At 33.8% G+C, this 14,135-nt stretch carries 13 protein-coding genes; 12 read left to right on the top strand and 1 reads right to left on the bottom strand.

Annotated elements, in window-relative coordinates; all coding sequences use genetic code 11:
* Position 1 precedes the first annotated feature (1 nt).
* Genes D8S93_RS09320 through D8S93_RS09265 form a run of 12 tightly spaced genes read left to right on the top strand, consistent with a single transcriptional unit; the run spans position 2 to position 12,786 of the window.
* Positions 2-1,459 carry a NeuD/PglB/VioB family sugar acetyltransferase gene (locus D8S93_RS09320; protein WP_227483967.1) on the top strand — a complete coding sequence of 486 codons (1,458 nt, stop codon included), beginning with the start codon at positions 2-4 and terminating at the stop codon, positions 1,457-1,459.
* Positions 1,460-1,464: 5 nt separating this feature from the next.
* Complete coding sequence (locus D8S93_RS09315; RefSeq protein ID WP_152812880.1) at positions 1,465-2,520, top strand: N-acetylneuraminate synthase family protein; 1,056 nt, start codon at positions 1,465-1,467, stop codon at positions 2,518-2,520.
* A 10-nt stretch (positions 2,521-2,530) separates the two neighbouring features.
* Positions 2,531-3,556, top strand: coding sequence for a nucleotidyltransferase family protein (locus D8S93_RS09310; RefSeq protein ID WP_152812878.1), 1,026 nt, complete (start codon positions 2,531-2,533; stop codon positions 3,554-3,556).
* Positions 3,557-3,567: 11 nt separating this feature from the next.
* A complete protein-coding gene (locus D8S93_RS09305) occupies positions 3,568-4,380 on the top strand; it encodes a cytidylyltransferase domain-containing protein (protein ID WP_152812876.1) in 813 nt (270 codons plus the stop codon).
* Entirely contained in the window at positions 4,353-5,339 is a 987-nt protein-coding gene (locus D8S93_RS09300; RefSeq protein ID WP_152812874.1) for an N-acetylneuraminate synthase family protein, read from the top strand. Before D8S93_RS09305 ends, D8S93_RS09300 begins: the two co-directional genes overlap by 28 nt.
* The gene (locus tag D8S93_RS09295; RefSeq protein ID WP_152812872.1) at positions 5,333-5,803 is read left to right on the top strand and encodes a YhcH/YjgK/YiaL family protein; all 471 of its coding nucleotides are present in this window, start codon (positions 5,333-5,335) and stop codon (positions 5,801-5,803) included. Before D8S93_RS09300 ends, D8S93_RS09295 begins: the two co-directional genes overlap by 7 nt.
* A 28-nt stretch (positions 5,804-5,831) precedes the next feature.
* On the top strand, positions 5,832-7,247 hold the full coding sequence (locus tag D8S93_RS09290) for a hypothetical protein (RefSeq protein ID WP_152812870.1): 1,416 nt from the start codon (positions 5,832-5,834) through the stop codon (positions 7,245-7,247).
* Complete coding sequence (locus tag D8S93_RS09285) at positions 7,237-8,496, top strand: oligosaccharide flippase family protein (RefSeq protein WP_152812868.1); 1,260 nt, start codon at positions 7,237-7,239, stop codon at positions 8,494-8,496. Before D8S93_RS09290 ends, D8S93_RS09285 begins: the two co-directional genes overlap by 11 nt.
* The gene (locus tag D8S93_RS09280) at positions 8,483-9,352 is read left to right on the top strand and encodes a glycosyltransferase (protein WP_152812866.1); all 870 of its coding nucleotides are present in this window, start codon (positions 8,483-8,485) and stop codon (positions 9,350-9,352) included. The genes D8S93_RS09285 and D8S93_RS09280 overlap by 14 nt, the downstream gene beginning before the upstream one ends.
* Entirely contained in the window at positions 9,349-10,503 is a 1,155-nt protein-coding gene (locus D8S93_RS09275) for a hypothetical protein (protein ID WP_152812864.1), read from the top strand. Before D8S93_RS09280 ends, D8S93_RS09275 begins: the two co-directional genes overlap by 4 nt.
* Entirely contained in the window at positions 10,496-11,626 is a 1,131-nt protein-coding gene (locus tag D8S93_RS09270) for a glycosyltransferase (protein WP_152812862.1), read from the top strand. The genes D8S93_RS09275 and D8S93_RS09270 overlap by 8 nt, the downstream gene beginning before the upstream one ends.
* Positions 11,627-11,631: 5 nt before the next feature.
* Positions 11,632-12,786, top strand: a complete 1,155-nt coding sequence (locus tag D8S93_RS09265) for a glycosyltransferase family 4 protein (protein ID WP_227483969.1) — start codon at positions 11,632-11,634, stop codon at positions 12,784-12,786.
* A 268-nt stretch (positions 12,787-13,054) separates the two neighbouring features.
* On the opposite strand, the gene wecA is transcribed toward D8S93_RS09265, so the two are convergent.
* The gene (gene wecA, locus D8S93_RS09260) at positions 13,055-14,134 is read right to left on the bottom strand and encodes a UDP-N-acetylglucosamine--undecaprenyl-phosphate N-acetylglucosaminephosphotransferase (protein WP_152812858.1); all 1,080 of its coding nucleotides are present in this window, start codon (positions 14,132-14,134) and stop codon (positions 13,055-13,057) included.
* Position 14,135 lies beyond the last annotated feature (1 nt).

The following is a 14,135-nucleotide window of genomic DNA, read 5'->3' as shown; positions in this document are numbered from 1 at the left end:
GATGATAAATTTGATCCTTATCGGCGGTGGAGGGCATTGCGCTGCTTGCATTGATGTGATCGAATCTCAAGGAAAATACCGAATTCAAGGTATCTTAGACAGTAATGATAAGATTGGTACAACTTTGTTAGGTTATCCCATACTGGATACTGATGAGGCTATTTCGAAATATATTGCTAAAGGATGCCATTTTTTAATTACCGTGGGGCAGATTCAATCTAGTAGTATTCGTGAACTTTTGTACACGCAGCTCCTGAGTTTAAATGCTCAATTGGCAACAGTTATTTCTCCTCGGGCACATGTTTCGCGAACTGCTCAAATAGGGAAGGGCGTTATTGTTATGCACGATGCCCTGATCAATGCAGGTGCACAAGTGTCAGATAATTGTATTATTAATACCAAATCATTGATTGAGCATGATGCACTAATTGCAGCTCATTGTCATATTTCAACAGGAGCTGTAGTCAATGGCGGAGCTGAGGTTGCTACTGGATCATTTATTGGAAGTAACGCGGTGGTGGTACAAGGGGTCAAAACGGAATCTAAGGCCTTTATCAAAGCTGGCAGTTGTTATGTAAAAACATATCAACCATTAGTGCCGTTTAAGACTGCGGTTTTGACGACGATCTTTCCTATTAATGAAGAATATGTTCACGACTACTTCAAGTCGTTGGAGCGCCAAACAGTGAAAGGTTTTGATATTATCCTAGTCAATGATGGGTTTGGTAATTTGAATGTACTTAAGAACTTATATTCCAATTTAAATATTATTGAATTAGAGTCTGCGGGAAATATAGCGAAAAACCGAGAGGCAATGTGTCAATTTGCTTTAAAGAATCAGTATGAAGTAGCGGTGTTTGCCGATATTGACGACCATTTCTCAGAAAATCGAATAGCTCATTCGATCGAATTACTCAGAGAGTATGATATTGTTGTTAATGATTTGACTGCATTTAATGAAAACAAAGAACTTGCAGTGAAAATATTATCATCACGTATTACTGATGGGGATGAGATATCTCTGGATTTTATTCGCGACAAAAATTTGTTTGGATTATCGAATACTGCAATAAGGTTAGTGGGTTTGGAGGCTGATACTTTGCTTTTTCCAAGTACATTAATTGCAGTTGACTGGTTTCTTTTTACCCGACTGTTATACCAATCAAAGCGCGCAGTGTTTACTAATCAAGCGATTACATATTATCGTCAACATCAAGAAAATACAGTAGGTATAGGTGATGTGACAAAAGAGAGCTTAAAGCAATCATTGGAAGTACGTGAGATTCACTATAAACATATGTTGACCATTAGTGATGCTTTTCAAGCTGAATTCGACTCAAACCATAAGTTGATGGATCAACTCAATCAAGTAGATGGTTGTGAGAAGATTTTAGAAATGAATCAAAAAAATAACGAATCACCACTTCTTTGGTGGGAAGTTATCAAGAATAACAAGTAGGTAACATGAAACTAACGAATATTGAAAAAAAAATAAACTCTCGCAAACCATATATTATTGCTGAACTGGGTTCAAATCATAATGGTGATATGGAGCTTGCAAAAAGGTTAATCGTCGAAGCAAAACGTTCTGGAGCTGACTGTGTAAAATTTCAAAGTTGGTCGAAAGATAGCATTTTTGCAAAAAAGAAATATGAAGATAACTATTTCATTGCGGATGATTATAGAGATCGTGACGACTTTACGTTAGAAGAAATAGTTGAGGCTTACTCTATATCCGAGTCTGAGCTTTTGGAAATGAAGTCTTTTGCTGATGAGATTGGTATCGAATGTACATCAACGCCTTTCAGTAAAAAAGAAGCAGACTTTTTGGTGGATAAACTCGATACTCCTTTTATAAAAGTTGCATCGATGGATCTTAACAATCTTCCTTTTCTCGATTATTTAGCAAGGTTCAATAAGCCGATCATCATATCAACAGGTTTGAGTGAATTGCATGAAATAGATAAAGCGGTTAAATGTATTGAGGCTGCTGGAAATCGAAATATAGTAATTCTTCATTGTGTTTCCACATATCCGCCTGTCGATACGGATGTAAACTTGAATAACATAAAAACTCTCATGGCCACGTACCCAGAGTATAGTATTGGTTTTTCTGATCACACAATTGGAATTGAAATCCCACTTGCTTCGGTAGCTATTGGAGCTTGTGTATTAGAAAAACACTTTACCTTAGATAAGAACATGGAAGGTTGGGATCATAAAGTCTCAGCAAATTTTGACGAAATGGAAGCGATAGTTTTAGGAAGTGAACGCATTTCTAATGCTATGGGAAGCTACAGAATCACGGCCCCAGAATCTGATGAGAAGAAGGCTGAATTTCGAAGAAGTATCGTTTTGACTCGAGATCTTGCTAAAGGTGAAGTAATAAAAGAAAGTGATCTGGACTTTAAACGACCAGGGACAGGTCTAAAACCAGAAATGATGGAGTTTATAATTGGTATGAAAGTTAACAAAAATCTATCATATGATCATATCTTAACAAAAGAAGATTTAATTTAAAGGTGTGGTGATGATAACTCTAGAAGAGATTCGCATCTCAAATGCTAAAGATATTGTGGAGGCTCTAAATTTTGGAGGCCAAGGGTATGTCGCAATTACTAATAACGGCAAGCTTGTTGGTCTAGTAACTGATGGTGATATCAGACGATGTTTGCTAAATGATAATTTGAATGTTGAAGGTTTAGTTAACCGAAAGCCTCGGACATGCAGAAATACTGAAACAAAAGAATTTGTAAAGCAACAGTTAGGTAAATATCACCTCAAACAGATGCTAATTGTTGATGATCTCAATAACTTGGTTGATGTGTTTTGCCTTGATGAAAACCTTTTTGAGCAACACGATAATAAAGTTGTCATTATGGCTGGAGGGTTAGGGAGTAGACTAGGGGAACTAACAAAGACTACCCCGAAACCAATGTTAAATGTCGCTGAAAAACCAATAATTTTGCATATAATTGAAAGGTTTCGTGGACATGGCTTCCGAGATTTTATCATTTCAACCAATTATAAAAAGGAAGTTATAGAGGATTTTTTACAGGATGGTCAAAAATTTGGGGTAAATATTGAGTATGTAAATGAAAGTAAGAGGTTAGGAACGGCTGGCGCGTTAAGTTTAATAAAACATAAATTAAATGAACCTTTTATTGTTACTAATGCTGACGTTATCTCAATGGTCAACTATCCGGATTTATTGTCAATGCACTTAGATAATAATTGCTCAGCGACTATGTGCGTTCGTGATTATGAGTATACTGTACCTTTCGGTGTTATCGAGATAGATAAACTTGGTAATATTGAGGGAATTAAAGAAAAACCAAAGTGCACTTATAGTATCAATGCTGGAATATATGTTTTGAATCCAAGCGTAGTAGACCACATTCCTCAAGACACTTTTTATGATATGCCTAGTCTATTTTTAGAAATAAATAGTAGTGGCGAGAAAACGATGGCTTATCAACTTAACGATTATTGGATAGATATTGGTAATCCTGATGATTATCAACTAGCCAATGAAGAAGTAGCTGGATGTAAGTAGAAGAGTAAATTATGAAAGTTATCTCCTGTATAGTAGCTCGCACAACGTCAAATCGATTGCCACTAAAAGTTCTTAGGGCGGTCACACCTAGCTATGATAAATCAATGCTAGATATTATTATTAGCAAGACAAAAAAGTCAAAATTAACAGATAAAATTTACCTTTGCACATCTGATGAAAATTGTGATGACATATTAGTTGATACTGCTGAAAGAAATGAAATTTCTATTTATAGAGGCGCTGCAGATGCTGTTATTGAACGACTTGTTAGTGTTGCTAAGAATGAGAGTGCAGACTATATAGTTCGTATTACCGGTGATAATATTTTTGTCGCGGGTGAGTATATCGACGAGCAGGTCAACCTATGCATTGAAAATGAATTAGATTATTGTAGATTATCTGGTGTTCCGATTGGTGCAACTGCCGAAGTCATTAAATCACAAGCTTTGTTTGAACTATATGAGACAATGGATATTAGTGTTAGTGAATACCTAATGTTATATATTTTCGACCCAACTAAGTTTCGTTGTGGCGTGATAAAATCAATAGATGATATGGGACAGTACAGTATTACTGTGGATACTCCTCAAGATTTAACATTAGTTAAAGACGTTATTGGTGAGCTAGGTAGCGATCCCGATAGTTTGAGCCTTATTAATATTTGTAAGCTATTCAAAGAAAAAAGAGAACTGTTTAAAAAAATTTCATTAGATACGGAAATTAAACTTCCTTATGATAAAACAATTTCGTTTGGAGACTTTATTAAAGAGCAGAAGAAAAGAGTAGAGAGTTCACAATGTGTAATAGAAACAAAAATGATTTAGTTATTGTTGCGGAAACTGCATTTAATCACGAAGGTGATATTGAGTACCTTTACAATCTGATTGATTCTGCTGCACAATCCGGTGTTTCTCATATAAAATTTCAAGTATTAATAGACTATGATAGTTTTGTTAGTAAAAAAAGTGAGTCTTACCAACTGGTTAAAAGCTGGTGCTTCACGAAAGAGCAATGGTTGAAAGTATTTGATTATGTTGAGAGTTTAGGTCTTAAACTATTTCTGATGCCTTTATGTTGCGAGTCGGTTAGGCTATGTAAGCGGGCATCTGTAGAATATATAGAAATTCATTCTGTGTCCTTCTATGATCTTAAATTAGTTTCCAATATAGTTAAAATATTGGGAAAAAAGACTATTGCGTTTGGTATCGGAGGAAGAACTGTCGAAGAGCTAACTGAAGTACTGGCGAAATTCGGAAATAAGAATATTTGCTTTATTTGTGGGTTTCAAGCGTATCCTAGTGAACTTAAAGATGTAAAATTGAGTAGAATAAAATATCTATCAACTAAATATCCCGAGTTGTTATTAGGTTACGCTGACCATAGCGCTCCTACTTCGAATGATGCTTATTACTCTTCTCATTATGCCTACTTACTTGGAGCTCGTCTTTTTGAAAAGCATATAACTTTAGAAAAAAACAGAACAGATTCTCAGTCAGCATTTACTGTTGAAGAAATGAAGTTTTATATTTCGGACTTAAAACGAGTCTCTAGTTATTTTGACGAAGAAGAATCTTCATCTTTTAATTTATCAAAAGAAGAGTTGGTTTATCGAAATCGTCAAAAAAAGGTTGTCGCTAATAAATATATTAGAAAAGGTGAACAATTCAAAAAAGAAAATTTAGGTCTAAAAATGCATACTGAAGATGGTGTTTATACATCCATGAGTCAATTAATAGGAAAGATCGCGAATAAGAATTATGATGAAGGAGATATCATTTGTTAAACAAGGTTTTAGATATTAAAGATATACTAAAGTCAATCCCTGAAAATTCATCTAATATAATAGAATATTTTTTAGATAATTTAGATGAGCTGGATATGGGAAAAAACGAAATTAAAGAAAGCGATATTTCAATTATAAGATTAAAATATAAGACGAAAAAATTACCTCTCAACCAAACTCTATTGTATGAAAAACATAAGTACAATATAGATATTCATGTGGTTTTAAAAGGTTGTGAACTGATATTAGTGAACGAAAGTGATAACAGAATATCTATTGAAGAATATAATTCTGATGGTGATTATGAGTTATGTGAGTCTGATTTAGGTTCGATTATTACTTTAGGCGCTGGTGAAGGGATTGTATTGGATACACACACTTGGCATTCAACTGGTTATTCAAGCAATCAATCTGATATTGAAAAACTAGTAATAAAAGTGCCTAAATATATCTTAACTTACTGATTTTTAAAGATTTTAAGTTGTTCTAAAAATGATTAATATTGCTAGGTTTATAATAAAAGATATTAAAGAAGAAAATATATCCTTTTTACATGGTAATCGTTCAGATTATATGTTTAGCTTGGAAGGTGAAGGAAAATTTAAGGCAAATTTGCTTTTTCAGTTTGTTAAGTTCATCTACGTGATACTTGAATATTATAAGAGTTTGTCGTTAGACAAGTCTAATATAGACTCAGATGTTCTATTTTATGCAACAACTAAAAATCAATACGAAAGCTTAATGTCCACTTATAATTCAAGCGTGAAAATTGGAATGAATTGTTGTTGGATTTATAACGATAAAAAGTTAATTTCATCGCACACTTCAATTAAGGTACCATTAAAAAAAACTGAAGCTATAAAAATATTCATAACGACATTTTTTTTGCTTTTTACTTTAGCTTGTTCATTAGTTAATAGGGTTGGCTTAAAAAGAGCAAATTCACATGCGGCTAACTTATTTCTTCCTTATTTTTTCATTCCTTATTTTCTAGTTCTTCTTTCTAAGAGAAAAGCTAGTCTTGTAGTTTTAGCGAACGATCATAGCGCGGATACTAGAAGCATAAAGTATGTGTGTGACTTTTATGGGATAAAGACGGCTTACATTCAACATGCATCAATTTCAAAAAACTATCCGGTATTAGATTTTGATTACTGCTTCTTAGATGGAAAGAGTGCTTTAAAAACATATCTTGATATTTTTGAGGACCAGTTTGAATGCAAATTAATAAAAAACAGACGTTGTAGGGTATATCTATCCGGACAAAAAAAATCGATTAATATAAAGCCTCTCTCACTCTCGAAAAAATATATGGGCTTAGCAATAAATAATACTATCGACAAAGATTATATATTGAGGTTTTTATCGAAATGTAATGAACAAAATATTAATTGCATTGTAAGACTTCATCCAGCTCAGAGTGCTGAAATTAGAGATGTTATAACTAGCATTTCAAAAACTCTAAATGTAGATATTTCCATTTCTGACGCTAAAACTGAGAGTGTCAATGATTACTTCTCGAGAATATCAGCATTAACATCTACTGACAGTAGCATAATATTAGAGGCTGCATTATTTGGCCTTCCTGTTTTATATTACTACTGTTCTAACTCAAAAGTTGAATATGACTATTATGGGTTTCTCGAAAAGGAAATATGTACATCACTAAATATTGAAGATATTAAGGGGTCAATAGCAAAGGCTAATGATAAAAATCGAGTTGTAAATAAGCGCAATGCTTTGAGGGAATACAGTGCTACATACCAAACCGCATGGCAGGGTCGAGAAGGAGAACTTGTAGCCTTAGCTATAAGTGAACTCTTATCAAAAAAATTTACAAAGCAAACATTTCACTTTGAGGAAAATTTTTATAGTATTTATAAGGTTTATGCATTAAATGAGTATTAAAAATTCTCTAATTTACTCTGTAAATTCTATAATTAGTGCAACCATTCCTTTTTTCATGATGCCTATCTTGACTCGCTATTTAAGTCCTGAGGCATATGGACAGGTCGCGATGTACAATCTTCTTGTGGCTGGGTTATTTTCACTAACGAGTCTGAGTTGTCACGGTTTAATCCTTAGAGAGTATTTTGAAGGATATACAAGTAAGGAATACTCGAGGCTAGTCGGTAATGCTTTATTATTAGTTCTGTTATGTGTTTTAATTGTTTCACTCCTTTTATTTATTTTTAATGATTTGATTGCTAGTATACTTAATGTTGACGATAAATGGTTGTTTTATGCAATAATTAGTTCTTATTGCTCTTTTGTAATAAATGTAAGACTTAGTATATATCAAGCTAAATCTAAGCCATTTAAGTATGGTGTAGTTCAAATTGTACAATCCATCTTTAATGTATTTTTAGGATTATATTTTGTTATTAGTTTGGAATTGGACGCAGAGGGAAGAGTCTTATCAATAGTCTTTGCTCTAGTGGTTGTGGCGATTTTATCATTCTTATCTTTGGTAAAAAATAAGGAAGTTTCATTTTTTCTCGACTTTCGATTTCTTAAAAAATTTATTATATTTGGTGGTCCACTAATTCCTCACGTCTTTGGTGGTTTTTTGCTATTCACAATAGATAGATTTGTTGTTCAAACTAAATTGGGCATAGAGGCTGTTGGTATCTATATGGTGGCGATTACATTTTCTAATGGAATGAACTTAATATTAAACAGTGTCAACAAGGCTTTTACACCTTGGTTATTCTCTTACTTATCGAAACAAAACGCTGATCTGAGAGTTCTTTTTAAATATAAGATATACCTACTTATAGTATTTGTTAGCATTACTGTATTTTCTTTCCTTATATCAGACTCTATTGTTGGGGTGCTTGCTGGTGATGACTTTTCTACAGCAGGAGACGTTTTACCATTTTTGGTTCTAGGGCAATGTTTATTTGGCATGTATCTTTCTATCGTTAATTATATAATTTACACTAAGCAAACTATATATCTGTCTTACATCACTATCTCCTCCTCGATATTTAATATTATTTCGCTTTATATTTTATTGCCATATTACGGACTCATAGGTGCCGGTTATGCGTTTGCCATGTCGAACCTGCTTCGTTTTTTTATTACATTGTTTGTCTTAAATAAGCTGATTAACTCAAAAATCTTAAATTTTGGAAACTATAATGAAAAATTCTAAGTTGGTCTCTGTTTATATTCCTACCTACAACAGACCTAAACTATTAAAAAGAGCAGTATTATCGGTCTTAGAGCAGTCTTATAATTACATCGAGGTGATTATATGTTCAGATGGTGAGGACAAGGAGGTCGAGGAACTAGTAGAAAGCTTAAGGGGAGAGCATAAAGAACGGAACATTATATATGTTGCTAACGAGCCCAAATCCGGTGCCTGTGATTCAAGAAACTTAGCAATATCAGTTGCAAGAGGGCATTATATAATGGGTCTAGATGATGACGATTATCTACATAAAGAAGCAATAGAAACTCTTGTTAGTCATTGGAATGATGACTACTTATTTTTATCTATATCCTCATATTTTTTATCAGAAAAATACAAACTGTGTACGAAATTATTTTACTTGTTGGGTGACACCTTTTCTAAGAAAAAGAAGACAATCACTTATTTGGATATGTACAAAAAAAATGTTGTCGGAAATCAGATTTTTGTAAAGAGTTCTTTATTGAAATCTAATGTTTTTGACAATAGAATGCCTGCACTGCAAGACTTTGAGCTTTGGTTTAGGCTGTTAAAAAACCATAAAAACCTTCAAGCTGTAAAGTTGAAGTTTCGATTACAGTATGTTGACGTTCATCACGGTGAAGAGCGTATATCAAAATACAAAAATAGACTTAACGCTTTAGCTATTATCAAAAAGAAACATTTCGAAGAGAATGAAGATGCATTTAAGATATTGAGGTTATCTTGGAAGTTGGAGTACTCAAAGCAATTAAGTGTTAAAGATATTATGGTTCTAGTGACAAATGGCCATGCTATTAATGTGGTTAAGTTCGTAATAAGAAAATTAGCAAGATGAAAACCAAATTTGTTCAATTTGTATCGTATGTTCTTTTGTTCCTTCTGATTTTTGACCTCTCAATACCTCCCTTGCGTGCTTTGGGTTCTGCATTTTTAGTAGTTATCTTTTTACTACCTGTCATTTTTTTGAAAAGGATGTCGTTAACTAAATCTCAATGGCGGTTGTTTTTTATCTATCTACTTGTTTTGATATATTCTATCTTCACAATTTTGCTAGGCCAGGTTAGTGACTATACATATATACTTTCTGTGCTTAAGGCCATTGTCGTTTTATTAGCTGTTTATTGTTACTTAAATGTTTTTGGATACGATGATCTGGAGAATAAAATCATCAATGTTTTCTTTTTTAACTCAATCATATGTTTGTTTTTTGGCGTAAATGACCATTTATTGCCGTTCGTGCAATTTTTTAAACATGGTCAAGGCGAGCTCATTGGCTATGTACCATTTCGTATTTCATCATTATCAGGTTCTGGATACTTTGGTATTGCTGTAGGTTATGGTTTAGTTGTTTCATATATAGGCTATATGGTAGCGAGAGATGGAAAAATGTCTTTCTCCTTAGCATTTAAAACTCTATTAATAATTATAGCGGGTATACTATCTGCAAGAACAGCCTTCATTGCGATCTTGTTTTTCTTTGCGTCCCTTTTATTTAAAAAGAGAAAGTACTTCATTTACATGATGGTTTCGTTTTTATTTATAATTATTGCAATAGAAACGTTACCATTTTTTAACCTCTATAAGACATGGATACTTGAAGTTTTTAATGTTTTTTCTAGTAATGGAAAAATGTCGTCTTTATCACATTTAGAGACAATGATATTTATTCCTTCCGAATTTTCCACATTAGCTTTTGGTAATGGAATTTACGTTAACGAAGATGGTTCATATTACATGCATACAGACTCTGGCTATATGAGGTTTTTGCTTTTCGGAGGAGTACTATATTTAATTCTCACGATGCTAGTTGCGTTTTATATGGCATGTTTGACTCGTAGTTATAATTACTTTTTCTCTGTAACATTGCTTATTTTTGTTTTTCATATAAAAGGAGTAGTCTTAATTAATAACGCTGTCATAATGTCTTTTATGATATTGACTGCATTTTATATACACAACCAAAAAACGATAGGACAATATGGCTAAGGTTTTGCATGTAATCTCGGGGTTAAGTGATGGAGGGGCAGAAGCTTCATTATACAAGTTGATAACTAACTCTCCTTCAATCGAACATGTTGTGTTTACCATGAAACGAGGAGGGAAGTATGAGGCATTACTCGAGAAAGAATGTGTTGAAGTACATACTGGAAACTTTTCGAGTATAAAATCTTCTGTAAATTCGTTCTTAAATCTTAAGAAACTTGTACAACAAGAAGAGTTTGTTGCTTTTCAGGCTTGGATGTATCATGCTGAGTTCCTACTTACTATTATATGCATGCTTCTTAAAGAGAGAAGGGTTTTCTGGTCTGTGCATAATACGGTATTGAAATTTGGCGAATCTAAATTACTAACAATTTTATTATCTTATTTTAATGTTGTATTGAGTAGAGTTTGGCCTGTTAAGATAATATATTGTGCAGAAGAAAGTCAGCGTATTCATGAAAATTTGGGCTACTCTAACTCTAACTCTAAAGTTATACAAAATGGGTACGATATTTCAAGGTTTAGTATCTACTCGGAAAAGAAAAAAAAAGAAATAAAGGAAAACCTTGGGCTTGAGAAAAATGTTGTTTTTGGATGTGTGGGCAGACATGATCCTTACAAAGATCATGCAAATTTGATCTCCGCTTTAAATTTTTTTAAAGAGAAGTTTGGTGACGACTTTATTTGCCTTTTATTAGGGAAAGGAATGGATAATACAAATCAGATAATGCATGATTTAATTAATTATCATGGATTGAATGATAATGTTTTATTGTGTGGGCCAACGGAGGATATTCCCAAATATATGAATGTTTTCGATGTTCATATATTGTCTAGCTCTGCTGAGGCGTTTCCAAATGTTATATGTGAGGCGATGGCTTGTGGTACACCATGCATTTCAACGCTTGTCGGTGATGTAGAGTCTATTGTAGGAGATACGGGCTGGCTATGTCCTCCTAAAGACCCCAGAATACTTGCGAATTGTATACTTGAAGCAGTTGTGGAACGTGATATAAATGGTAAGAAGTTTGCTGAGCGATCGTTGCTTGCCCGTTCCAGAATTGAAGAAAGATTTACGATAGATGTTATGGTTCAAAGTTATTTATATTCTTGGGATTTGATTTGAAAAATATGAAAAAAGTTAAAATACTACATATACAGCTATTTTCTTTATTATCTGGTGTCCAAAAAGTAGCCCTGGATGAATTGATTCATTTAGACAATGATATTTTTGATAAATACTTGCTTTGTAAAGAAGAAGGGCAGTTAACTGAGGAGTGTAGGAAAAACGGTATTCAAGTTATCTTGTGTAAAGATCTTGTTCGAGATATTTCATTTTTCAAAGATATGAAGGCGTTTTTGAGTTTTATTAGGCTCATGCATCATGAAAAGTTTGATATCGTGCATACACACTCTTCAAAAACTGGAGTGCTTGGCCGTTTAGCTGCGAAGCTTACTGGAGCAAAATTTATTTTACATACAGTGCATGGTTTTTCGTTTCCAGCCGCCAGTAATTTCATCCAACGTAATATATTTAGGCTTATGGAATATGTTGGCTCTTGGTGCAGTGACAGGTTGATATGTCTTCATGAAGAGGATGCTGCGATTGCTATAAATTATGTAGGAGCGTCTAGAGATAAGGTTATTGTCCTAGCTAATGGCGTTGATACTTCTATTTACAGTCCACCCGATGCAAGAAAACAATATAAAGAGGCACTAGGTTTACGTGTTGATTGTATTAGTGTGGGCATGGTGGGACGACTATCATTTCAAAAAAATCCTAGGATGTTGCTCGAAGCAGCAATCCCCCTTCTTGAAAAGCATGATAATATTCAATTCGTTTTTTGTGGCGACGGCGAATTGCGGAGTGAGCTAGAGGAGTTGTTAGTCTCCAACGGTATTAACGAGAAGCAGATTAAGCTTCTCGGTTGGGTTAAAGATATCCCTAATGTTCTTAAAAGTCTTGATATTTTCGTTTTGCCATCAAAATACGAAGGTATGCCGTTGGCTATTTTGGAGGCCCAATCCTCCGCATTGCCTTGTGTAGTTTCAAATATTCAAGGTAACCGAGATTTGGTAAATAATCATTTTGACGGCTTATTGTTTGAACTGGGAGATACCAAGGAGCTGCTTTCTCATTTGTCCCATCTAATCGCTAATGACGAAGCTCGATTGACATTGGGAAATAATGCCAGAATGAGGGTAATGATGAATCATTGTATCAAAACTAGAACTGAGCATATTGAAAATCTATATCTTGAAAATTTAAGCAGAAATTTAAAATAATAATCGAGCTAATAGTATGTTGCTTTCCTTGTCTTTGTTTTGATACGTAAATGTTAGTTCTTTGATTACTCTAACTTATATGTCTAAACACATTTAAGATATCTTATTAGACAGGTTTTACTAAGGTACTCATCATTAGTAAAACCTGACTGTTACGTGCAAGGTTCTAAATATAAAAACATTAATAATATAAGTTGTAAATTATATTAAAGTAATGACGTGAGTGAGTTTGTTAGATTGTTCATTAACTGCTCTTTTTCAAAACCTGTTAGGCGTTAGAGTTTTGTATCTGTGTTTTCTTTCTAATTTTTTTTCTTATGAATGTTGTTATCTTCCAAATATGTGAAAGTATGATGGAGTATACGATGAAGCAAGCAATGAAAAAACTGAACATAGTAACTTCAGAGAAGTTTTTTATCTCTCCATAAATTCCCCAGGCTGCATATAGGAATGCAATAAAGCAAATAGCAACCAGAGTTTGTTTTGGGCCAAGTCCTAAACGTTGGAAGATATGATGTAAATGCTCACGATCTGGTTTAAAAGGAGAATCACCGCGTCGAATACGTCTAATCATGATCGCTGCCATATCCATCAACGGTACTGCAATGAACGAAAGTGCAGTTACTGGGCGCATTAGTGGTTCTGGATTTCCTTTTTGGCTAACGCCTAGCAACAACCAGATTACAGTGAAGCCAATCATCATACTTCCAGCATCACCCATAAATACTTTTCGCTCTCTTCCTAGTATCCCAAGGTTCATAAAGATATAAGGAAGCATGGCTACAATGATGACTACGCATAGATAAGCTAAACCATGTTGGCTATCAACTTGTAATAAAAATGCTAGTGCACCGAATGTTACAATAGAAAGACCACCTAGCAAGCCATCGATACCATCCACCATGTTAAAGGCATTTATAGCGCCGATTACTGCGGCTATGGTGATTAAACTACCTGCCCAACCTAAAGAAACATCTCCAATCCCAAACATATCTCCGAGACTACTTAGCTCAATACCTGCAACTTTCATCATTACGATTGACAAAATCGCTTGAATAACTAAGCGAACTTTGAAGTTAAGATCAATTTTATCATCTACTGCACCAACTATAGTAAGTGTGCAGATACAAGTTAAGTAAAGCCAACTGTATTCAATAGTATTTGGGTTAAAAATTAAATATTGTGCTAGTACCAAGCAAATTGAAATACCACCAACTAAAGGAACCGCGCCGTTATGAAGTTTACGTGCATTAGGTTTATCAACCAAGCCGATTTGTTTTGCTATCTTTCGCATTAAAAAGAGTGTCGCAAAGGAAGTAAAAAAGATAAAACTGAGTTCAAGAAACATA

It is taken from the genome of Vibrio sp. VGrn 2, from assembly GCF_009361695.1.
Taxonomy (GTDB): Bacteria; Pseudomonadota; Gammaproteobacteria; order Enterobacterales; family Vibrionaceae; genus Vibrio; species Vibrio diabolicus.
This window is presented reverse-complemented; position numbering and strand designations above follow the sequence as displayed.